Origin of the sequence: Stenotrophomonas chelatiphaga (assembly GCF_032054965.1) — a bacterium.
GTDB classification, from domain to species: Bacteria; Pseudomonadota; Gammaproteobacteria; order Xanthomonadales; family Xanthomonadaceae; genus Stenotrophomonas; species Stenotrophomonas chelatiphaga.
Genome location: NZ_DAMBRS010000010.1, coordinates 111,506 through 134,542 on the forward strand (window position 1 = coordinate 111,506; position 23,037 = coordinate 134,542).

The 23,037-nt window shown below is 68.1% G+C and carries 15 protein-coding genes; 6 read left to right on the forward strand and 9 right to left on the reverse strand.

The window, feature by feature from the left end:
- Positions 1–56: 56 nt before the first annotated feature.
- Complete coding sequence (locus RTX79_RS13215; protein WP_042615027.1) at positions 57–800, reverse strand: FadR/GntR family transcriptional regulator; 744 nt, start codon at positions 798–800, stop codon at positions 57–59.
- A 103-nt stretch (positions 801–903) separates the two neighbouring features.
- The gene (locus RTX79_RS13220) at positions 904–3,789 is read right to left on the reverse strand and encodes a TonB-dependent receptor (RefSeq protein WP_428696008.1); all 2,886 of its coding nucleotides are present in this window, start codon (positions 3,787–3,789) and stop codon (positions 904–906) included.
- A gap of 250 nt (positions 3,790–4,039) precedes the next feature.
- On the opposite strand from RTX79_RS13220, the gene RTX79_RS13225 reads away from it, so the two are divergent.
- Genes RTX79_RS13225 through RTX79_RS13245 form a run of 5 tightly spaced genes read left to right on the forward strand, consistent with a single transcriptional unit; the run spans position 4,040 to position 11,014 of the window.
- On the forward strand, positions 4,040–5,473 hold the full coding sequence (locus RTX79_RS13225) for a polysaccharide lyase 6 family protein (RefSeq protein ID WP_312684180.1): 1,434 nt from the start codon (positions 4,040–4,042) through the stop codon (positions 5,471–5,473).
- Positions 5,470–7,710 carry an oligoalginate lyase gene (locus RTX79_RS13230; protein ID WP_312684181.1) on the forward strand — a complete coding sequence of 747 codons (2,241 nt, stop codon included), beginning with the start codon at positions 5,470–5,472 and terminating at the stop codon, positions 7,708–7,710. Before RTX79_RS13225 ends, RTX79_RS13230 begins: the two co-directional genes overlap by 4 nt.
- The gene (locus tag RTX79_RS13235) at positions 7,707–9,017 is read left to right on the forward strand and encodes an MFS transporter (protein ID WP_057508172.1); all 1,311 of its coding nucleotides are present in this window, start codon (positions 7,707–7,709) and stop codon (positions 9,015–9,017) included. The genes RTX79_RS13230 and RTX79_RS13235 overlap by 4 nt, the downstream gene beginning before the upstream one ends.
- 52 nt (positions 9,018–9,069) lie before the next feature.
- Positions 9,070–9,822 (forward strand): SDR family NAD(P)-dependent oxidoreductase, encoded by a 753-nt coding sequence (locus RTX79_RS13240; RefSeq protein WP_123699537.1) that lies wholly within the window; start codon positions 9,070–9,072, stop codon positions 9,820–9,822.
- Between the two features lie 13 nt (positions 9,823–9,835).
- A complete protein-coding gene (locus RTX79_RS13245; protein ID WP_312684184.1) occupies positions 9,836–11,014 on the forward strand; it encodes a GDSL-type esterase/lipase family protein in 1,179 nt (392 codons plus the stop codon).
- Between the two features lie 15 nt (positions 11,015–11,029).
- Here RTX79_RS13245 and RTX79_RS13250 read toward each other — a convergent pair whose 3' ends face one another.
- From RTX79_RS13250 to nudE, 4 genes are read right to left on the reverse strand one after another with little or no spacing between them, the layout of a single operon-like run.
- Positions 11,030–11,353: a YnfA family protein gene (locus RTX79_RS13250; protein WP_057508175.1), complete on the reverse strand. Its 324-nt coding sequence runs from the start codon at positions 11,351–11,353 to the stop codon at positions 11,030–11,032.
- On the reverse strand, positions 11,350–12,171 hold the full coding sequence (gene mazG / locus RTX79_RS13255; protein ID WP_312684186.1) for a nucleoside triphosphate pyrophosphohydrolase: 822 nt from the start codon (positions 12,169–12,171) through the stop codon (positions 11,350–11,352). Before mazG ends, RTX79_RS13250 begins: the two co-directional genes overlap by 4 nt.
- On the reverse strand, positions 12,168–12,995 hold the full coding sequence (cysQ, locus tag RTX79_RS13260; RefSeq protein ID WP_057508177.1) for a 3'(2'),5'-bisphosphate nucleotidase CysQ: 828 nt from the start codon (positions 12,993–12,995) through the stop codon (positions 12,168–12,170). Before cysQ ends, mazG begins: the two co-directional genes overlap by 4 nt.
- Positions 12,992–13,549 carry an ADP compounds hydrolase NudE gene (nudE, locus tag RTX79_RS13265; RefSeq protein ID WP_057508178.1) on the reverse strand — a complete coding sequence of 186 codons (558 nt, stop codon included), beginning with the start codon at positions 13,547–13,549 and terminating at the stop codon, positions 12,992–12,994. The genes cysQ and nudE overlap by 4 nt, the downstream gene beginning before the upstream one ends.
- Before the next feature lie 124 nt (positions 13,550–13,673).
- Between nudE and RTX79_RS13270 the strand changes: the two genes are divergently transcribed.
- Entirely contained in the window at positions 13,674–14,411 is a 738-nt protein-coding gene (locus RTX79_RS13270) for a 16S rRNA (uracil(1498)-N(3))-methyltransferase (RefSeq protein WP_312684187.1), read from the forward strand.
- A 136-nt stretch (positions 14,412–14,547) separates the two neighbouring features.
- On the opposite strand, the gene RTX79_RS13275 is transcribed toward RTX79_RS13270, so the two are convergent.
- The 3 genes from RTX79_RS13275 to RTX79_RS13285 are packed head-to-tail and all read right to left on the reverse strand — an operon-like array spanning position 14,548 to position 23,016.
- On the reverse strand, positions 14,548–15,009 hold the full coding sequence (locus tag RTX79_RS13275; protein ID WP_312684188.1) for a chemotaxis protein CheW: 462 nt from the start codon (positions 15,007–15,009) through the stop codon (positions 14,548–14,550).
- A complete protein-coding gene (locus RTX79_RS13280; protein WP_312684189.1) occupies positions 15,006–16,346 on the reverse strand; it encodes a chemotaxis protein CheB in 1,341 nt (446 codons plus the stop codon). Before RTX79_RS13280 ends, RTX79_RS13275 begins: the two co-directional genes overlap by 4 nt.
- A complete protein-coding gene (locus RTX79_RS13285; RefSeq protein WP_312684191.1) occupies positions 16,333–23,016 on the reverse strand; it encodes an Hpt domain-containing protein in 6,684 nt (2,227 codons plus the stop codon). Before RTX79_RS13285 ends, RTX79_RS13280 begins: the two co-directional genes overlap by 14 nt.
- Between the last annotated feature and the right edge of the window lie 21 nt (positions 23,017–23,037).

Genomic DNA, 23,037 nt, shown 5'->3' on the forward strand with positions numbered 1-23,037 from the left:
CTAGCGTTGCTCGGCTTCAGGACCGGCGCAGGAAACTATCGGGCAGATCGCAGGCTTCAGATCCGCGTGGTCGCCATGAAGCGTTCGCGGTCGTGCGCGGTGCGGCGGCGGATCTCCGCCAGGGCTTCGTTCTCGGTGGCTTCCAGCATCGCCTCGAACAGGCGCTGGAAGTGATGGCGCATCGCGTTGCGCGCTGCAACAGGATCGCGCGAGGCCAGGGCTTCGAAGATCGCCATGTGCTCGTCCGCGCGGCTGGCGCCATCGTCGTGGCACACCCGCGAATAGACCTCAGCCACCCGCGGCAGGTCGCTGCGCATGCGCCAGATCTGCTGCACGAAGTATTCCACCACCGGGTTGCCGGACAGGCGCGCGATGGTCAGGTGGAAGCGGCGGTCGAAATCACCCGCCTCGGCATCGGTGAGGTCGCGGCGGCACAGCGCCTCGGCCAGCACCCGCAGTTCGGCGATGTCCGCATCGTCCAGGTTGCCGGCCGCCAGCGCCGCCGCTTCGGCTTCGAACACCGCACGCGCCGCGGTCAGGTCGAAGGCGCTTACGTCAGGGAAACCGCCCTGCCCGTCCAGCGGACGCGGCTTTACATAGACACCCGAACCGATCCGGATGGCGATCCAGCCCTGCGCTTCCAGGGCGATTTCCGCCTCGCGCACGGTGACCCGGCTCACGCCGAAACGTTCGGCCAGCTCCCGTTCGCCGGGCAGGCGCGCGCCGGGCGGGAACTCTCCGTCCTCGATCAACTTGCGCAGTTTTGCGGCGATGGTCTGGTACAGGCGGTTGGCGGACATGGGCTGACCCTCGGTGGTTCCCTCCGGCACCGTCCCGGGCCACCGCACGCGGGGCTGGTCCGGTTGGAGCAACGGCGCGATCACCAGGACCGCGCCGTCTCGTTCAGAACTTGTATCGTACACCGAAAAATGCACGTCGCCCGTAGCTCACCACCTCGCGGAAGTTGCCATAGGAAGGCTGGTAGGCCACGCGCGGTTCATTGGTGATGTTCATCAGTTCCAGCGACAGCGACAGGTTCTTGTTCACCCGGTAGCGGGCGCGCAGGTCCACGCTGGTGTTGTCATCGTAGTAACGGTTCTGCTGCGCGGTGTTGCCGGTGAAGTCCTGGTAGTAGTGCGAGCGGAACTTGGCGATGGCCTGGATGTTGAACGGGCCGACATCCCAGTACAGCGATCCGGACAGCACGTGCCGCGAGAACCCGCTCAGGCCCGCCGGCGCCACGATCGCCGGGATCAGCGTGCCATCGCTGGCCAGCTGCTCGCCCAGCCGCGAATCCTGGGTTTCATAGTCCGAATCGGCGTAGTTGTAGCTGACCTTGAAGCCGAGGCCATCGAAGGGCTGCGGCAGGTAGGAGAAGCGGTGCGTGGCACTGAGCTCCATGCCGGTCAGCGTGCTGTCTTCGTCGGTGGTGACCTGCTGGCGCACCGGCACGGTGACCGACTGTCCGTTGATGGTGTAGGTCTCATCGACCAGCGCGGTGGCGGTACCGCCATTGAACTGCTTCCAGTAGACGGCGGCGGCCAGCAGCGTATCCGGGTTCGGATACCACTCCAGCGACAGGTCGCCGTTCCAGCTCATCAGCGGCTGCGCGGCCGGATTGCCGCTGGCACTGATGTCATCCAGCGCATCGGCCAGGTTGCCGAAGCTGGCATCGCTGTTGACGTTGATGGTGCGGCCGGCGCCCAGCGCGGAGATGTCCGGACGCGACATGGCGCGGTAGCCGGCCACGCGCAGCAGCAGGTCATCGCGCAGTTCGAAGGAGGCGTTGACGCTGGGCAGCAGCTTGTCGTTGCCGGCCTTGAAGGTCTGGGTGGTGAAGTCGCCGGTCGGCTGCAGGCGGATGGTGCCATCGCCGTTGTCCAGCACGGTCAGCCCGGTGCGCACGCCCTCCGAGCGCACATCGGTCTTGACCCAGCGCACGCCGACATTGCCGGTCACCGGCAGGCCGAACCATTCGCTGGCGAACTCACCCAGCAGGTACAGCGAGCGGGTCTTTTCGGTGATGTCGACGTTGTTGGGATCCGGCTGCGACGGGTCCAGCAGGCTGTCGCTGGTGCCGCGGAAGGACTGGTACAGGCACATCGGGTCGAAGTAGGCCCACTCGGAGATCGTGTTGCCACTGGCGGCATCCATGAAATCCTTCTGCGGGAAGGCCGTGCGGCAGGCCCGGTTGGCGGCGATGATCGCGGCCTTGTCACCCGCTACGCGCTGGTCGTAATCGGTAAGCAGGGTGTTGTCGCGCAGGGTGTAATCGGCCTGGCTGGCGCGCACGCCGCCCTTGATCCGGGTGAAGAAGCCTGCTTCCGGCATGAAGCTGGCATCGAAGCGGCCGGCGCGGATCTGGTGGTCGTTCTCGGTCTGGCTGGAGGTCACGCGCGCCGCGCCGGTGTAGGCGTCCCAGTTGCCCGGGTCGAAGGCCGGGTCGAGGTAGACGCTCGGCACTTCGCCCTGCCACGCCCAGTCATAGTTCACATAGCCGGTGGCGCCGCTGCTGATGCCCGGCACGATGGCATTGGCGGTGTCGCGCTGGTTGGCGCGCAGGCGGGTGGCGCGTTCGTTGTCCAGCCGCTCGGTATGCGAATACGACAGGTCGGTGGACAGCTCCCAGGCGGGGCTGGGGCGCACGATCAGGTTGAGTCCGCCGCCGGTGTATTCCTCGTTGCGCCAATAGCGGTTGGAGGTCGAATCGATCGACGTGCTGCCGGACAACGCGCGCACCACGCCGTTGTCGTCCACCTGGCGGTTGATGATGCCGCGGCGGGTGTTGGAGAGGCTCAGGTCGCTGCGGTTCTCATACCAGTTGCGGTCGGTATGTTCGACATCGACATTGACCTCGACCACGTCATTGGGCCGCCACTGCACTGCGGCGAACTCGCTCTGGCGGTCGTTGCGCTCCTGCTTCAGGCGGTAGATGCGGCTGCTGGGCACCAGGTAATACGGCGTGCCGGCGGCAATGGCCGCAGCACCCGGCTCGGTGCAGTTGGCGTTGGCGACGTTGACCCGCCCGTCGCAGGCGTACCAGGTGGAGCCACTGGTGATGCTTTCCTCCGGATCAGACCCTTCCAGGCGCTGGATGCCCAGCGAGACGCCGAGCTTGCCGCCGTTGCTGAACTCGAACTGGTCGATGTAGCTGGCGGTACCGCGGTAGCCGATGCCATCGTCGTCCTTGTACTTCTTGTCGTACTCCGCCCAGCTGCCGCGCAGGTCCATCTGCACCGCGCGCTTGCCGTATTCCAGCGGCTTCACCGTCTCCAGCCCGATCGTGCCGGCCACGCCGCCTTCGATGATGTCGGCGCGCTGGGTCTTGTAGATCGCCACGGTGTTGATCAGCTCGGCCGGGAACATGTTGAAGTTCACCGAACGGTCGCCGCTGCCGTTGGTGATTTCGCGGCCGTTGAAGTTGGTGCTGCTCAGGAACGCGCCCAGGCCGCGGATCGAGATTTCCGAGGCACCGGTCTTGTCGCGGGTGGAGGCCGCGCCGGTCAGCGTCTCGATGGCGTCGGCCAAAGACGGCGCCGGCAGGTCACCGATGTCTTCCGCCGACAGCACGTCCGAAATGACCGTGTCGTCGCGCTTCTTGTTGATCGAACTCTGCATGGATTCGCGGATGCCGGTGACCTGCACCTGGTCCAGCGTGGTGGCCGCACCGGCGGCCGGCGGGTCGGCCTGCTGGGCCATTGCCGGGGCGGCAGCGCACAGGGCCACAAGCAGGGCGGCCGCGAGCGGGCTTGGATGGATCCGTGAAACGGGCAGTTCGGTACGACGCATGATGTCCTCCTCCCAAAGGATGTCCCGCAGACCGGGCATGGGGCGCACTTTCCACATGCCGACACATAAATGTCAACCAATTGGACTGATTATTTCGTCTTACCTTTGGTATAGGCCAATTTGAAAGAAAAAGATGTGCTGTTGCAGCATGACTTGTTGATCCTGTTGCCCTAATTTGCATCCCAACTGGACTAGCACTACGGCTTACAATCATCTCCTGCTTCGCAGGCCACGCTTCGGAGGGAACACCATGCCGTCTGCATCACGCCATCTGACCGCCGCCCTGGTGCTGGCCCTGGGAATTCCGTTCGCACCGCTAGCCGATGCAGCCAGTTACCTGGTGCATGACGCCGGCGAATACGCCACGGCCTCCGCCAACCTGCAGCCGGGCGATGAGATCGTGCTGGCCAACGGCACCTGGAACAACGCGCGCCTGCTGCTGAAAGGCAACGGTACCGCCGCCGCGCCGATCACCCTGCGCGCGCAGACGCCGGGCCAGGTGGTGCTCACCGGACAGTCCGACCTGCGCCTGGCAGGCCAGTACCTGCACGTGGCCGACCTGGTGTTCCGCGATGGCTACAGTCCCAGCGATGCGGTGGTCGCCTTCCGCGAATCCAGCAAGGCGGTGGCGCGCAACAGCCGGGTCACCGGCCTGGTGATCGACGATTACAGCAACCCGGATCCGGCCGACCAGGACCAGTGGGTGATGCTGTACGGCGCGTTCAACCGCCTGGACCACAGCCAGCTGCGCGGCAAGACCAACGCCGGCCCCACCGTGGTGGTGGTGCGTGATGCTGCCCAGGGCCTGGACAACCAGCACCGCATCGACCACAACTGGTTCGGCCCGCGGCCTGCGCTGGGCGTCAACGGCGGCGAAACGCTGCGCATCGGCACCAGCGATACCTCGCTCAGTGATTCCAACAGCACCGTCGAAGCCAACTGGTTCGAAGGCTGCGACGGCGAAACCGAGATCATTTCCAACAAGTCCGGCGGCAACACCTATCGCGGCAACGTGTTCTACCGCTCGGCCGGGTCGCTGACGCTGCGCCACGGCAACGGCAACCGCGTGCTGGACAACGTGTTCATCGGTGAGGGCAAGGCCGGCACCGGCGGCGTGCGCGTGATCAACGCGCAGCAGCAGGTCAGCAACAACTATTTCCAGGCGCTGGCCGGCAGCAGCAACCGCGCCGGGCTGGCGGTGATGCACGGGCAGGCCAACGCCGCGCTGTCCGGCTACTCGCCGGTGGTGGACGCGCTGATCGAGCGCAATACCTTCGTCGACGTGGCCAAGGTCAGCTTCGGCGTGGGCTACAACGCGGCCAGCGGCATCGTGGTGCCGCCCAGCAGCAGCCAGTTCCGCGGCAACCTGATTGTCAACCGCAGCGGTGCCAACCCGGTGACCGTCGATGGCAGCCTGGCCGGCGTAGCGTTCAGCGGCAACGTGCAATCGCCGCTTGCCTCCACCGCGCTGCCCGGCGGCGTGGACAGCATGACCGTGACCCTGGTGCAGGCGCCGAACGGCCTGTGGTCACCCTCGCCGGCGCTGGCCGCTGTGGGCGCGGCAACCAACCTGGCGGTGATGCCGCGCGACGCTACCGGGGTCACCTGGTATCCCAAACAAGGGGAATGGACGGATGCGGCCACTGTTGGCCACCGCCTGCCCGCCAACGGAGCTGATCGATGAAACACACGTGCCTGTCGCTTGCCCTCGCCGTGGCCACCGCTACCGGAACCCTTGCCCTGCTGCCAGCGTCGACAGCCTTCGCCGCGGCCCCGGCAGCAGCGGAAAGCAGCACCGCCCCGGTGCTGGTGACCGCCGCGCAATGGCAGCAGATGGCCAGCGATGGCGCGCGCTATCCCTGGTTCGCCAAGGAACAGGCGCGCAACAAGGCCATGCTGGAAAAGATGATGAAGGCCGGCATCGACGTGCCCTTCCCCAAGGACAAGGGCGGCGGCCGCACCCACGAACAGCACAAGCGCAACTACCAGGCGCTGCTGGCCGCCGGCACGCTGTACCGGCTCACCGGTGACACCGCCTACGTGGACTACGCGCGGCGCATGTTGCTGGAGTACGCCACGCTGTACCCGACGCTGGGGCCGCATCCGGAAGGCCGCGGGCAGATCCCGGGACGGGTGTTCTGGCAGGTGCTGAACGACTCGGTATGGCTGGTCAATGCAGTGCAGGGCTACGACGCGATCCGCGATGCACTGCCGGCCAGGGACCGCCAGACCATCGATGACAACGTGTTCCGTCCGATGGCCGAATTCCTCGCCAGTGAGCCGAAGAACTTCGACCAGATCCACAACCATTCCACCTGGGCGGTGGCCGCCACCGGCATGACCGGCTATGTGCTGCGCGACCAGGAGCTGGTGGAGAAATCACTGCGCGGCAGCCGCAAGGACGATGCGTTCGGCTTCCTGCGCCAGGTCGACCTGCTGTTCTCGCCGGATGGGTACTACGAAGAAGGCCCCTACTACCAGCGCTATGCGCTGGCACCGTTCCTGCTGTTCGCCAATGCGATCGAACGCAACGAGCCGCAGCGCGGGATCTTCCAGCGACGCGATGGCGTGCTGCTGAAGGCGGTCGACGTGCTGGTGCAGAGCAGCTATGACGGCCTGTTCTTCCCGATCAACGATGCGATCCTGGACAAGGGCGTGGACACCGAGGAACTGGTGGCCGGCATCGGCATCGCTTACGCCCGCACTGGCGACGACCGCCTGCTGTCCGTCGCCGAGCAGCAGGGCCGCCTGCTGCTGACCCCGGAAGGGCTGAAGGTGGCGCAGGGCCTGGCCGCCGGCAAGGCCAAGCCGTTCGATTACGCCCCGATGCTGCTGCGCGATGGCCCGGACGGCGACCAGGGCGGCCTGGCGATCCTGCGCATGGGCGGTGAGCGCGGCCAGGTGCTGGTGCAGAAGGACACCATGCAGGGGATGGGCCACGGCCACTTCGACAAACTCAACTGGCTGTTCTATGACAACGGCCAGCGGGTGGTGACCGATTACGGTTCGGCGCGCTTCCTCAACGTGGAAGCCAAGCGCGGTGGCATCTACCTGGCCGAGAACCGCAGCTGGGCCAAGCAGACCATCGCCCACAACACCCTGGTGGTGGACGAGAAAAGCCACTTCAACGGTGACTGGAAGGTAGGCGAGGACCATGCCCCGTCGGTGCGCTTCTTCGAGGCGGGCAAGGACACCCAGGTCGCCTCGGCGACGATGCGCGATGCGTATCCCGGCGTGGTGTTCACCCGTACCCAGGCCCTGCTGCAGCATCCGGAGCTGGGCCTGCCGGTGGTACTGGACCTGCTGCAGGTGAGTGCGGACAAGGCCGCGCGCTTCGACCTGCCGCTGCACTTCAACGGCCACATCGTCAGTACCGGATTCGAGGCCGAGCGCTTCGTCGACCAGCGCCCCGTGCTGGGCAGGGAAAACGGCTACCAGCACCTGTGGCTGGATGCGCGCAGCACGCCGGGCAGCGACCAGCGCACGCTGGCCTGGCTGCTGGACGGCCGCTTCTACAGCTACCGCTTCGGCAGCAGCGTGCCTTCGCAGGCCCTGCTGGTGGAGAGCGGCGCCAATGATCCCGAGTTCAACCTGCGTCGCGAGCCGGCGCTGGTGCAGCGCGTGGACGGGCAGCGCGCGGCGAGCTTCTTCAGCGTGCTGGAACCGCATGGTGAGTACAACGGCACCGCCGAATACGTGCACGGCGCCGACAGCCAGATCCGCGAGCTGAAGCGCGCACGCGGCAGCGATGCCGAGCTGATCGAACTGACCCTGGCCAGCGGCGCGCGCATCGCGCTGGGCGTGGCCGATGACAGCAGCACCGATGTCGAACACAGCGTCAACGTCGAAGGACGCAGTTACCGTTGGCGTGGCAGCCATGCGCGGATCGACCGCGCGGCCGGCAAGGGCGGCAGCCGATGAACGGCCCCACCGCCATCGCGCAGCTGCGCAAGGTCCCGGTGCGTTCGGCGGTGCGCTGGCTGATCGTCGGGCTGATCGCGGTCGCCACGGTGATCAACTACATCGACCGCAACGCGCTGGCGGTGATGTGGCCGGAGATCGCCCGCGAGGTGGGTGCGACCAAGGATGACTACGCGCTGCTCGTCACGGTGTTCATGCTGTTCTACGCCGCCGGCCAGTTCCTGTTCGGGCGCCTGTTCGACCTGATCGGCACGCGGATGGGCTTCGCCCTGTCGATCAGCGTCTGGTCGCTGTCCATCGCGCTGCATGCGGTGACCCATTCAATCCTGTCCTTCAGCCTGGTGCGGGCGATGCTGGGTGTCAGCGAAGCCGGCGCCTGGCCGGGCGCGGTGAAAGCCAACGCCGAATGGTTCCCCGCACGCGAACGTGCGCTGGCCCAGGGTGTGTTCAATGCCGGCGCTTCGATCGGTGCCATCGTGTCGGCCCCGGCGATCGCCGCGCTGTACCTCTGGCTGGGCTGGCGTGGCACCTTCGTGCTGGTCGGCGTGATGGGCTTCCTGTGGCTGCTGCCGTGGTTGTTCGTGTACCGCGCTGGGCCGGACAAGCATCCCTGGGTGAGCGATGCCGAACGTCGCCTGATCATGGAAGACCAGGCCGGTGCCGCCGATCCGGCGGCCCCCCGCCGCAGCGTGCGCGAACTGCTGGCGCATCGGCAGAGCTGGGGCATGCTGGCCTGCCGTTTCCTGCTGGACCCGATCTGGTGGCTGTTCGTGTCCTGGCTGCCGATCTACCTGGCCGAAACCTTCGGCTTCGACATCAAGCAGATCGGCCTGTTCGCCTGGGTTCCGTTCGTCGGCGCGATGCTCGGCAGCCTGACCGGTGGCTGGCTGTCCGGCCGGCTGATCCGCGCCGGCCACAGCGTGGACCGTGCCCGCAAATGGTCGATCACCCTCGGCTGCGTGGTGATGGCCCCTGCCCTGCTCGGCGCGGTGCTGGCGGCCGAGCCGCTGACCGCGGTGCTGACCATCGCGGCGGTGCTGTTCGGCTTCCAGGTGGCGATCGGCAACATCCAGACCCTGCCGGGTGACCTGTTCGGCGGACGCTCGGTCGGCACGCTGGCTGGCCTGGGTGGCCTCGCCGCGGTGGCCGGCACGCTGATCACCACCTGGCTGGTGCCGGTGCTGACCCGCGAGTCATACGCGCCGATGTTCATGCTGGTGGCCGCGCTGGTACCGCTCTCGCTGATCGCGTTGTGGTGGATCACCGGTCCGGTGCGCCGCCTCGATGCCCCTTCATCGGATTCCTGAGCGCACGCCTGCGCTCTCTCTTCTCCCTCACGTAAACAAGGAGTTTCACCCCATGTCATTCCAGGACAAGGTGGCCATCGTCACCGGTGGCGGCCGCGATATCGGCCGCGACATTTCGATCAAACTCGCCGCTGCCGGCGCCCGCGTCTGCATCAACTACGCCAACGATGAAGCCAGTGCACGACAGACCCTGGAGCTGATCCAGGCTGCCGGTGGACAGGCCATCGCGCACCGCGCCGACGTCACCGATCCGGCCGCGGTGGCCGGCCTGGTCGCTGCGGCGCAGGCGGCGTTCGGTCCCCGCATCGACGTGCTGGTCAACGTGGCCGGTGGCATGGTCGAGCGTCGCCCGCTGGCCGACATCGATCCGGCGTTCTTCCACAAGGTGATCGACCTCAACCTGACCTCGACCTACCTGACCACCCACGCGGTCGTTCCGCACATGGGCGAAGGCGCGGCGATCGTCAACTTCGCTTCGCAGGCCGGACGCGATGGCGGCGGCCCGGGCGCGGCGATCTACGCTACCGCCAAGGCCGGCGTGATGACCTTCACCCGCGCGATGGCCAAGGAACTCGGGCCCAGGGGAATCCGTGTCAATGCGCTGTGCTGCGGCATGATCGCTACCCGCTTCCACGACGAGTTCACCAAGCCGGAAGTGCGCACCGCGGTGGCCGCCGGCACGCCCCTGCGTCGCCAGGGCCTGCCCGCAGAAGCGGCCGACGTGGCGGTGTACCTGGCGTCCGACGCGGCGGCCTTCATGACCGGTGCCAACGTGGACGTCAACGGCGGTACGTTCTTCTCCTGACCGGAGCTTTGCCATGCTGCGCTGGATCACCGCTGTTTCGTTTGCCGTTGGTTCGGCGCTTTCCGCATCGGCTGCCCCTGCGCAGCCGGTGTGGGTCACCGCATGGACCGCCTCGCCCGCGCCGGATCGCCTGGATGGCACGCCGCAGGCCCCCGTGCAGTTCGCCGCGCAGACTGTCCGCCAGGACATGCGGCTGGGCAGCCGCGCCGATGCGTTGCGGCTGCGCATCAGCAATGAGCTCGGGGTTGCCCCGCTGCGCCTGCAGGATGTAACCGTACAGGGACCGTCCGGCACTGCGCTGCCGGTGAAAGTGGCCGGACGCGATGTCATCGAGGTGCCGGTCGGCGCAGCCCTGCTGACGGACGTGGTGCCGCTGCACGCGGCCGCACTGGATGAGATCCGGGTCACCGGCTACTTACCGCAGGCGACCCGGCCGGCGGTGCGCCGCACGACCGTGCGGGTCGTCGATGGCCGTCATCCGCGCATCGCCGATTCGGTGGCGGTGTCCTACCGGCAGAATGTGTTTTCCGCGGTGCTGGTACAGCGCGCGGATCGGCCGTCGGTGATCGTGGCGCTGGGTGATTCCATCACCGAAGGCGCGACCGCCCAGCGCGGCGCCTACAACCAGTGGCCGGAACGCCTGGCGGTGCGGTTGCAGAACGCCTGCCCGGACCGCTTCGTGGTGCTCAACCAGGGCATCAGTGGCAACAAGCTGCTCGACCACGGCCGCAGCCACAGTGCGTTATCGCGGCTGGATCGCGATGTGATCGCAACGTCCGATGCCGACCAGGTGATCGTGTTCGAAGGGATCAACGATATCCGCCATGGCGGCGGGCCGGCACCGCTGCCCGGACGCAACGCGGCGGACATGCAGGCCGGCTACCGGCAGATCGCCGAGCGGCTGCACCTGCACGGCGCGCGGGCCTTCATCGGCACGCTGACTCCGTTCGGTGGCTCGGAGCGCTACGAACCGGTTTCAGCGGCCACGCGCACGGCGATCAATGCCTGGGCACGTGGGCCGGACAGTGGCTATGACGGGGTGGTGGAGTTCGATGTGGCGCTGCGCGATCCGGCCGCACCGGAATCACTGCCCGCCGGAATCACCCGCGACCACCTGCATCCCAACGATGAAGGCTATGCACGCATGGCCGACGCGATCGATCTCGGGATGCTGGGCTGCCGGGCACGCTGATCGTCCAGCCGATCATCAGCCGGTGCGCGGGGCGAACATGATCACCGCCATGCCGGCCAGGCACAGCCCTACGCCGATCAGGTCCCAGCGGCCGGGGCGGATGCCGTCCACCAGCCACAGCCAGACCAGCGCGGTGCCCACGTAGACACCGCCGTAGGCCGCATACACGCGTCCGCTGGCCTCCGGATGCAGGGTCAGCAGCCAGGCGAACAGGGCCAGGCTGGCCGCCGCGGGCAGCAACAACCAGGCGCTGCCATCGCGACGCAGCCACAGCCACGGCAGGTAGCAGCCGATGATCTCGGCCAGCGCCGTCAACAGGAACAACCCGAAGGTTTTCACGACGCGCTTTCGGCGGCCTTCGCGTGCTGCCAGAGCGCTTCCTGGGCATCCAGGCCCAGCTCGGCCAGGCGCGTGCCGTGTTCGCCGGCGCGGGCTTCCATCGCGCGGAAGCGTCGCTCGAACTTGTGGTTGGCCCCGCGCAGCGCCGCGCCCAGATCAAGATCGGCGTGGCGTGCCAGGTTGGCGCAGACGAACAACAGGTCGCCGAGCTCTTCCTGCAACCGCAACTTGTTCGCCGCCACGTCACCGCGTTCGAATTCCTCGCGCAGTTCCTGCAGCTCCTCGGCGGCCTTGTCCAGCACCGGCAACGGGCCGGGCCAGTCGAACCCGACCTTGGCCGCGCGCGACTGCAGCTTCATCGCCCGCTGCCATTCCGGCAGTCCGCGCGAGATGCCGGCCAGCGCCGAAGCATCCGTCTCGCCCTTGGCGGCGCGCTCTTCGCGCTTGATCGCGTCCCAGTTGCGCAGCACCTCGGCGGCATCGCCCGCACTGGCATCGGCGAAGATGTGCGGGTGGCGGCGCACCATCTTGTCGTTGATGCTGCGTGCCACGTCGGCGAAGGCGAACGCGCCCTGCTCCTGCGCCATCTGCGCGTGGAAGACCACCTGCAGCAGCAGGTCGCCGAGTTCATCGCACAGATCGTCCAGGTCGCCGCGATCGATCGCATCGGCTACCTCGTAGGCCTCTTCGATGGTGTACGGCGCGATGCTGGAAAAATCCTGCTCCAGGTCCCACGGGCAGCCGCCCTGCGGGTCGCGCAGGCGCGCCATGATCGCCAACAGGCGGCCCAGTTCGGTGGCAGCGTCGCTCGTGCTCATGCAGTCTCCGGTTCGTCGGGGGGCAGCCAGTCGCGCCATGCCAGGCGGGTATCACCCAATGCCATGAAATCACCATTGAGCAGGCTTTCGCGGCGGTTGTAACGGAACGGCTTGCCGGTGGCGGTGGACAGCACCGCACCACCGGCCGCGTGCAGCACGCACTGCCCGGCTGCGGTATCCCACTCGCTGGTCGGACCCAGCCGCGGATACACATCCAGGTCGCCTTCGGCGATCCGGCAGAACTTCAACGAGGAGCCCTGGGCCACGGTCTCGATATCACCCATGCGATCCAGCAGCGCCTGCGTGCGCGCCGAACGGTGCGAGCGGCTGGCGGCGACCCGCAGCGGTGACTGTGCCGGCACGCGGGTGCGCAGCACGGTGTCATGCGCGCCCTGCCGACGGTAGGCCTGCTCGCCACGCATCGCGTGCCACACCAGTCCGGTCACCGGCGCCAGCACCACGCCGAAGGTCGGCGCGCCCTGGTAGACCAACGCGATGTTGACGCTGAATTCGCCATTGCGCTTGATGAACTCGCGCGTGCCGTCCAGCGGATCCACCAGCCAGTAGGCGCCCCAGTGGCGCCGCGTTTCCCATGCAGCGGCGGTGGCTTCCTCGGACAGGATCGGCAGGTCCGGCGTCAGCCGCGACAGGCCGCTGACGATGCGCTGGTGCGCGGCCAGGTCGGCGGCGGTGACCGGGCTGTCATCGGCCTTCAGGGTGATGTCGAAACCGGAGGCGTAGACCTGCATGATCGCCGCTGCGGCATCCTGGGCAATGGCGATCACGGTTTCGCGCAGGTCAGTGGTGAGGCGTGCGTGGGTCATGGCCCCGTCGCGCCGCGTTGCAGCCACTCACGGGCGATGAACAAGGCCGCCAGTGAACGGCCCTCGGAGAAGTCTTCGCGCAGCATCAGCTGGTCGATCCGTGACAGCTTCCACGGCACCACTTCCAGTTCTTCCGGCTCATCCCCCTGCAGCCGTTCCGGATACAGATCGCGCGCCACCACCAGCCACGACTGGTGGCTCATGTAGGTGGGAGCGAGTGTCATGGCACGCAGCACGTCCACCCGGTGCGCGCCGTAGCCGGCCTCTTCCTTCAGCTCGCGGTCGGCTGCCTGCTCCGGCGTCTCGCCGGCATCGATGCGGCCCTTGACCAGTCCCAGCTCATAGCGGTGCATGCCTGCGGCGTATTCACGCACCAGCAGGACGGTGTCGTCGTCCAGCATCGGCACCACCACCACCGCCCCGTGGCCGCGGCTGACCAGGCGCTCGAAGCGGCGCTGTTCACCGTTGGAAAACTCCAGGTCCAGGTGCTGGCGCTGGAACGGGCCGTTTTCCTCATCGGTGATGCGATGGATGATCGGCAGGGGACGGCTCATGCGGTATGCCCCGCGCGGGCCGATAGAATGGACGGAGGAAGCAACATGTTCATGAGCCCACGATGCTAGCAGAGACACCCCCCTCCCCGCAGGACGCCCGCCCATCCGCTCTGGAGAACGCCGCATGCGCGTGACCCGCTGCCCCGTGTCGATGCCCCTGCAGGCCGGCCAGACCGTGTCCCTGCCCGAGGACGCCGCCAACCACCTGCTGCGCGTGATGCGCCTGCGCGAGGGCGATGCCTGCGTGCTGTTCAACGGTGATGGGCATGACTACGCGGCGACGCTTGTCGTGGCCGGCAAACGCGATGCACAGGTGCGCGTCGAGGCCGCCACGCTGCTGGCCAATGAATCCGCCCTGCGGATCACCCTGCTGCAGGGCGTGGCGCGCGGCGAGAAGATGGACCTGATCCTGCAGAAGGCCACCGAACTGGGCGTGGCGGCCGTGGTGCCGGTCAATGCCGAGCGCACCGAAGTGAAGCTGGATGCCGCGCGCGCGGAAAAGCGGGTCGCGCACTGGAACAACGTGGTGCAGTCCGCCTGCGGCCAGTCGGGGCGTGCGGTGATTCCGCGCTTGGGTCCGCCCTTGGCGTTGGCTGCGGCGATGGCGGTACTTCCCGCCGACACCCTGCGCCTGACCCTGGATCCAGAAGGCAGCCACCGCCTGTCCACCCTGCAGGCGGCCCCTGCAGGCGGGGTGGTCATCGCCATCGGTCCAGAAGGCGGCTGGTCGCCGCGCGATCGCCAGCAATTGGCCGCCGCGGGGTTCCAGGGGCTGCAGCTGGGGCCGCGCATCCTGCGCACGGAAACAGCCGGGCTCGCGGCCATCGCGGCCCTGCAGGCACGCCTGGGCGACATGGGCTGAAGCGTTGCGCTCGCCGAGCATGGCTCGGCGCTACCAGTGCATCGGCGAGGACACGGTAGTGACGGCCGCTGGCCGTCATGCGGCTGCCGGGACGAGGCCGTGACGAGCACCGGTCGTCACCCGCCGGTTTGCTTGTTCAGTGCAGCGAATCCAGCGCAATTTCCACCGCGTCCAGGTTCGGCAACAGCGCGCTCTGCTCACCCAGCAGCACGCGCATGTGCACGCTGTCGGGAAGCGTTTCTTCGGAAGCGTCGGCCAGCAGGCCATCGCGCGGCACCGAAATCAGCTGCGGGAAGCTCTGCGTCAGCAACGCGAAATACGGGCGCTGCGCGTTGCCGGCCAGTGCCTTGAGCACCACGACCTTGTTGTTGCCGCCGATGCTTTCCTCGCCCAGCCCGGACAGCCGTGCGAACGACACCAGCGGCACGTCCCAGCCGTGCCAGGCCAGCGTACCCAGCAGCCAGTCAGGACCTTCGGCGCTCGCCTGCACCTGCACCTTGGCCATCATTTCGGCCACGGTGGCATTGGGCAGCAGCACGCGTTCGGGACCGGACTGGATCAGGACCCCGCGGATTTCATCGTTGTTGGCATGGCTCACTGCGCTTCCCCTTGTTCCGGACGTGCCCAACGGGCACTGATGGCCTGTGCGAGCTCCTGCGGCTCGCCGGCGAACATGCCGGCAGCCACCACGGCGGTGGCCGCAGCGGGGTCGTAGCAGCCCTCGCCCACCTGGCCGCCCACCCACGCGCCGGCCTCGGCCAGCGTCAGTGCCGGGTCGACCTGCAGCAGGTCGGCGCCGCTGAGCAGGATGACCGCGCTTTCGCCCGGCGGAAGCCGCGCCAGCTCCAGGCCCTGGGGCTGGCTTTCGAAATACAGTCCGCCGTCGCGCAGCGCGGTGGCGCTATCGTCGGACAGGATGTAGACGTGGCCTTCCAGCACATCGGCGCCGGTCTCCGCCAGCAGCACCGGCAGTGGCGAAACGCGCGCCATCTGCTTGACCAGGTTGCCGTAGCGCGCGCCGTCCAGCGGCATCCGCACCAGCAGCGGCACGTCCAGCGCCGACGGCAGCGCCGCCAGCAGGCGCCGCAGCGCATCCGGACCGCCTATGCCGGCCAGCACCACCACCGCGCCACGGGCGCCGCGGCGTGGCCCGGTGCCGGGCGGCGTGTCTTCCATGTCCACCAGTGAAAGGTGTGCCGAATCGAACACCGGCAACGCCGGCGGCGCGGCGGCCTCGCGGGTCACCGCGGCCGGTGCGCTGTCCTCGTCGAGCAGCGCCCAGCGGCTGTGGTCACCCAGCGGCGGCGGCGCCACCGCGCCGGCATCGGCAGGCGTAGCAGGGGCGTCGCTGTTGGCGTCGGCGTGGGCCTGCGGCAGGTTCGCCGCCAGCGCCTGTTCCAGCGTCTGCGGTTCCTGCCAGTGCGCGGGGGCCTCATACAGGCTGTCGCCCGCCAGCAGGTCCGCCGCGTCGGCCGCTTCGTCCAGGTGGAAATCCAGCGGCGCATCGACGTGCAGCTGGGCCGGCGTGTCCGGCATGCCGGGTTCGATCTGCAGGTCTTCTTCGACTTCCGCACCGGGTGGCAGCACCTGGCGGTGACCATGCAACTTGGCGGCCAGATGGCGCGCCCAACGCTGGGTTTCCCAGCCTTCGCGGCGTGCCGCCAGTTCGGCCTCGTCGAACACCAGGGTGAAAGCCGGCGAAGACAGTGCGTCGTCCAGTCGCTCCAGCGCCGCTTCCACCGCAGGTTCCAGCGCGATCACCACGGCCTGCGGGGCAACCGCGATCAGCGTCGCGGCGTCCAGCACATCCGGGTCTTCTTCCAGCACCAGCGCCACGTCGGCCTGCACCAGCGCTTCGCGCAGGCGGTCACGGGCCGCGCCCGGGCGTGCCAGCAGCGCGACGGCCGGCGGCAGGCTTGCATCATTCTCGGACACGGGCGATCCCCAGCAGGTCGTACACGTTACGCATCAGGTCCAGCTCCTGGTACGGCTTGCCCAGGTAACGCTGCACGCCGATTTCGAAAGCGCGCTGGCGATGCTTGTCGCCGCTGCGCGAGGTGATCATCACGATCGGCACATCGCGGTAACGAGGATCGGCGCGCATCGCGGTAGCCAGCTCGTAACCGTCCATGCGCGGCATTTCGATGTCCAGCAGCATCAGGTCCGGCACGCGTTCTTCCAGCCGTTCCAGCGCTTCCACGCCATCGCGCGCCACGCTGACGTCGAAGTTGTGGCGTTCCAGGATGCGGCTGGTGACCTTGCGCATGGTCAGCGAATCGTCGACCACCATCACCACCGGCACCTGGCGCTGCTGTTCCAGTTCGGCCACCGGCAGCGGACGCTCCGGGTTGGCGACGAAGCGGCGCACCAGCGGTGCCACGTCCAGGATCACCACCACGCGGCCATCGCCGGTGATGGTGGCACCGTAGATGCCCGGGACCGACGCGATCTGCAGGCCGACCGGCTTCACCACGATTTCGCGGTTGCCCAGCACCTGGTCGATCGCCACGGCGGCACGCAGGTCGCCCGCACGCACCAGCAGCAGCGGCACCTGGGCCTGCCCTTCGGCACGTGCCGGGGCCTGGCCGATCAGGCTGCCCAGGTCATGCAGGGTGTAGTCCTCGCCGCTGTAGCGGTAGGTGCTGTCGCCTGCCTCGAAACGTTCGCGCGAAATGCGGCCGATGCCACTGACCGAACCCACCGGGACGGCAAAGGTGGTCTCGCCGATCTGCACGAACACCGCCTGGGTGACGGCCAGCGTCTGCGGCAGGCGCAGGGTGAAACGAGCGCCCTGTCCGCGGACCGAGTGGATTTCCACGCTGCCGCCGAGCTGGCGCACTTCATTGCGCACCACGTCCATGCCCACGCCGCGCCCGGCCAGCTGGCTGAGCTGGTCGGCGGTGCTGAAGCCGGAGGCGAAGATCAGGTTGTCCAGTTCGTTGTCGGCCAGGGTGGCATCGGCCTGGATCAGCCCGCGTTCCAGCGCGCGCCGGCGGATCGCCTCGCGGTCCAGTCCGGCACCATCGTCAGCCACGTCGAGCACGATTTCAGAGCCTTCGCGGTGCAGGCGCAGCGAGATCTCACCTTCCACCGGCTTGCCCGCCGCACGTCGCTGTTCGGCCGTTTCCAGGCCGTGGGCGACGGAGTTGCGCAGCATGTGTTCCAGCGGCGCCACCATGCGATCCAGCACGTTGCGATCGAGTTCGCCGTGGGTTCCTTCCAGCGTCAGGTGGACCTGCTTGCCGGTATCGGTACCGGCCTGGCGGACCACGCGACGCAGGCGCGGCACCAGCCCGTCGAAGGGCACCATGCGCGCACGCATCAGCCCATCCTGCAGTTCCGAGCTGACCCGCGACTGCTGTTGCAGCAGCGAATCGTACTGGCGCGAGAGGTCGTCCAGCACCCCCTGCAGGCCGCCAAGGTCGGCTGCCGATTCGTTCAGCGCGCGGCTGAGCTGCTGCAGCGTGGAGAAGCGGTCCAGTTCCAGCGGATCGAAGCTGTGGTCGGCCTGTTCCTGCTCGCGCTGGTACCGGGCAACGATCTGCGCCTCGGTTTCCAGGTCTAGGCGGCGCAGCTGGTCGCGCAGACGCGCATTGGTGCGGTCCAGTTCGCCCATGGCGCCGCGGAAGGCACCCAGCTGCTGTTCCAGCCGCGAGCGGTAGATCGCCACTTCACCGGCGTGGTTGACCAGGCGGTCAAGCAGGTCGGCACGCACGCGCACCTGTTCCTGCTGCGGACGCGCGCCGCCTTCTTCCTCGCCGCCGGCTTCCACCGGCAAGGGCGCGGACAGCGGCAGGCTGGCGATGAGCGCGGCGGCGCTGGACGCGGCAGCGGCCGGTTCTTCTGCTTCGCCCTGCGTGGCCGGGCGGCCCTGGGTGCGTGCCTCGAAGGCGGCCACCAGGTCATCGGCCGCCGCCACCTGGCGATGGTTGCCGGTGAGGGTCAGCATCTGGTGCAGGCGGTCGAAGCCACGCTCCAGCAGCTGCACATCGCTGTGTTCGATGCTGGTGCGTCCGGCGAACACTGCTTCCAGCAGCGATTCGATGCCGTGGCCAAGATCACCGATCGGGTTGATGCCGGCCATGCGCGCGCCGCCCTTCAGCGTGTGCAGGTCGCGCTGCAGGCCGGCCAACGGCTCACGGTCCTCCGGCGCGCTGCGCAGCTCGCTGATCAGGCCATCGCAGTGGTCAAGCAGGTCCTTGCCTTCCTCGACGAAGATGTCGACCAGCTCGCGGTCCAGCACGCTGAAGTCCAGCGCATCGGCGGCCACCTCGGTGTCTGCTTCGACGGCTTCGACGGCTTCGACTGCTTCGCTGGTTTCGACCGTGACACCGTCGTCTGCTTCGACGTCCTCGGCATGGTCAGCGGCCTGCAGGGAAACGTCCTGCACTTCCTGCAGCGCCTCGGCGCCGGCAGCGTCCACGGCAGACAGTTCGTCTGCTGCGACGCCAGCGTCGACGGCGGAGTCTGCTGCCGGTGCAGCAACTGCCTCCATTTCGAAATACGGCTGCTGAGCGGCTTCGGCTTCGGCTTCGGCTTCCGCTTCGGCTTCGGCTTCGGCTTCGGCTTCTGCCTCTGCCTCTGCCCCTGCCCCTGCCTCTGCTTCTGCTTCGGCGGCAGTCGGCTCCGGTTGATCGACCTGCGGTGACAGGGACGGGGCCTGGTCTTCGATGAACTCGCCAAAGGGCGCTTCGTCGTCTAGCGATGCATCGTGGCCGGCAACGGAGACTGCCTCGTCGGCGTCATCCTCGACTGCGTCGTCGATGACGTGCAGCCCTTCTTCCAGCGCTTCCTGCAGCGACACGGCATCGCCGAACGCCGCGCTGCCCTGCAGCTCTTCGGGCAGCGCATCCTGCGCCTGGTCATCGCCTGCCTCGAAGCGGGGTTCAAGCGGTTGCCCATGCGGCGCCAGCGCTTCGACCGCGCCCGGCACGTAGCTGTCAGGCAGTGCAGCATGCGCTGCATCATCCAGGTACAGCGACAGATCCTCTGCGCCGGTCAGCTGGACCTCGACATCGCGGTCCTGCACCGGTTCGCCGGTGACCGGCACGCTGTCTTCGGCGGTTCCGGCAGCGTCTTCGGCCTCTGCAATGAAGACCGGTCCGGCGTCCCATTCGTGGCCATCGGACGTGGCCGGAGCCGGGGCCGGATCCAGGAACGAGGAAAGATCGTGGGCGCCGGTCAATTCCACCGCGGTATCGGCAGCGTCAGCGGACGCAGCGATCTGCTCGTCGCGCGAGTCATCCGGGACCGGTGCGGTGTGTCCATGCTCCGGCAGCAAGGCGGATTCGCTGACCTGCAGTTCGCCGTCGTCGACCATCGCTTCGGCGATCTGCTCGACCTCGGCCTGCTGGACCAGATCCGCAAAGTCGATCGCATCGACATCGCCGTCGGCATTGCTGGCTTCGGTGGCATCGCCGGCATCTTCCTCCTGCGCCTCTTCAGGCGCATCGGAGACCTCTTCCAGCACCGGCCAACGCGCTTCCGGCAGGGTCGCGGCGAGCGCCTGCAGGCGTTCGGCAAGCGCCTGCTGCAGCGGCACGCGGGGCGATTCGGCCTGCAGCGCCAGCATGGTGGCTTCGATCGCGCGCGCAGTGGCATCCAGCGCGTGCACGCCGTCATGGCTGGGCACTTCGGACGCCGCCAGCGAGCGCTTGATGTAGCTCTCGGCCGCGCCGGTGACAGAGGTGATCTCCGGCACATCGGTCATTGCGAAGGCACCGTTCATGGTGTGCACGGCGCGCAGCAGCGGGTCGGAGACCGGCTGCGGTTCGACCCGCGACGATGCCAGCCACCCGTGCAGGGTGGCCATGTGCGCTTCCACTTCGGCTTCCAGGATCTCGCGCAGCACGCTGTCGATGCTGGCCGGCGCGCCTTCCAGCGACGCAGCTTCCGCATCGGCGGCGAACGCTGCTTCCAGCGCATCGATCCCGGGCTGCTCGTCCGCAGCGGAACCCGTTGCCGCCACCGGATGGGCGGGCAGCGGCACGTGGAAGGTTTCTTCGCCGGCGCCGACGCGGTCGGCAATCGACTGCAGCGCCTGCAGGTCCGCGCTGACGCGCTGGCCACTGCGCAGCGCTGCATTGAGTTCGGGCAGGGCGTGGTAAGCCTGTTCCACCACGGCCACCACCGCCGGCGTTGCCGGGCGGGAGCCATCCAGCACGCGGTTGAGCATGCCTTCGATCTTCCAGGCAAACTCGCCCAGCGTACGCGCGCCCACCAGGCGGCCACTGCCCTTCAGGGTGTGGAATACGCGGCGGATCGGGCGCAGCCGGTCCATGTTGTCCGGTTGCGCGCGCCAGGCCGGCAGCAGCCCGCCCAGGTTGATCAGTTCTTCGTCGAACTCTTCCAGGAACACCTCGCGGATATCCTGGTCGATGTTCTCGGCCTGCTCGTCGAACCCACCGTCAAGCGTCTCGGCGGTGGCAACGGGCGTTTCGGCCAGCACCGGTGCCTGCGGCTCCGGCTGCGGATTGAAGTCCGCCGCCGCGGCGGCCAGCTCGGCCAGGAAACGTGCATCGGCATCGTCGAGCGCAACGGCCGCGGCCGGCGGCGCGTCGACGTCGATCGACGGCTCGGTTGCCGTCGGCGCGAACGCTGGCGGTTCGGCTGCGGTGATGACATCGAAACCTGCCGGCGCTTCGATGACCGAGGCTTCCAGCGCGTCCAACGACAGGACATCGTCGGCACGGCTGATGGCGCCCTCATCGAAGTGGAAGCTGACCGGCATGATCGCATCGTCCTCCGCCTCGACTTCGGCGAGCACCGGGTCGAAGTCAGCGCCATCGATCAGCAACAGGCCCTCGTCGGCATCGCCGAGCACTCCCGGCACGTCGCCGTGGGTGGACTCGGCATCGGCCACGGCCGTCAGATCCACGTGGGCGATCGGTTCGACCGTCCAGCGCGTGGCATCGGCGGCATCTTCTGCGACGACCGGATCGAAATCGGTGAAGGTCGGCGCGCGGCTGTCGTTCGCATCCGCTTCCGCGTGGAAGCTGCCGAGTTCCCAGGCCGGGACCGGCGGCGGAACCGCGGTGGTGGCGGCGAACACCAGCGTCGGTGCGGTCGGTTCGGTCGCTGCGCGCTGCAGGGGCGTGCCGTCGGAGGCCTCGACCGACGGCGCTGCGACGGCTTCGTCGACAACGTCCGCTGCGGTTTCCAGCACCTGCGCCTGCACGGTCGGCGCGGCGTCGAACACGAAGTCCGGCAGTGGCGGCGGGACCTGCGCGGGGGCCGCCGCCAGCGGCGGCAGCTCCAGCGTTTCCAGCCCCGGCACCGTGAGCGGCGGCGGCAGCACGGCTTCGCGCTGCACCGGCTGCGGCGCCACTTCGGCGTTCGGTTCGACGGCGGCCGCGTTGGCCACCGGCAACGGCCAGTAGCGCAGGGCTTCCAGGCTGCTGCGGGTGATGTCCAGGATGCTTTCGCGTCCGGCGCGACGATCGCGCAGCGCTTCCAGGTAGTACTCCAGGCTGGCCATCGCATCGGCCAGCGTGTCCAGCTGGCGTCCGCTGGGCACGCGCTGGCGACCGATCAACTCGGCGTCGATGTACAGCTGGACGCCCTTCAGGTAGTCGGCCGGTACCGGCAGGTCGAGCATGCGCAGCGCGCCGCCGACTTCGCCCAGCAGGCGCGGTACGTCCTGCAGCTGTTCGTGGTTCCAGTTGGTTTCGATGAAGGCGACGAAGTGCTCACGGGCCACGGTGAAGTTGGCGATCGCTTCGTGCGCCAGCACTTCCAGCGTGCGCCGGGTTTCAGCGGCGGACGGGTCGTCTTCGCCGCTGCCGGTGGCGCCCAGGTGGGCGACCTGGTCATCCAGCGAGGCGTCCACGTACAGCAGCGCACCGGCCACGTCGAGCAGCAGGCTCTCGTCGATCTGCTGTTCGCCCGCGACGACGCTGCTGAGCGCATCGCGCTGCTGCACCACCACGTTGCGCGCGACGTCCAGGCCCATCATGGCCAGCGTATCGCCCACCGCGGCAAGTTCGTTGACCTGCTGCTGCAGCTGCTGCGGCTGTCCGCCGGTGCGCAGGTGCAGGTCCAGCGCATCCTTGATGCGCAGCAGTTCTTCCTTCACCGCATTGCCAACGGTGTCGAGCAGTTCGCGGTTGCGTCCGCTCAGGCTGCCACGGGCATGGTCGAGTTCGGCTTCGGTGGCGCCGACGCTGTCCGGCGCAAAGGCCAGCAGCACGCTTTCATTGATGCCGGCCACGCCACGCGCGGCACGGATTTCGTTGAGCAGCGGCAACAGCACGATCGGAATGTCGCGGTGGCCGTTCTGGAGGCGTTCCAGGTAATCCGGAAGCAGCACGCTGCCGCGCATCAGGGTCGCGCAGGATTCATCGCGCTCGGCGACCTCGCCACTGCCGATCGCCACGGCGAGCTGTTCAAGTTCCTCGGCCACCATCGCCGGTGCGTACAGCTCCACCATGCGCAGCGTGCCCTGCACCTGGTGCAGGTAGCCGGCGCACAGGCGCATGCGGCTGGCGTCGGCGGGCGCCTCGACGAAGTATTCGACCTCGTTGCGCACCTGGCGCAGGGTCTCATCCAGCTCCGGCTTCACCCAGCCCAGGGCGGCATGGCTCATTGCATCGCGCAGGGTACTCATGGGCGGACTCCGGTCGCCAGC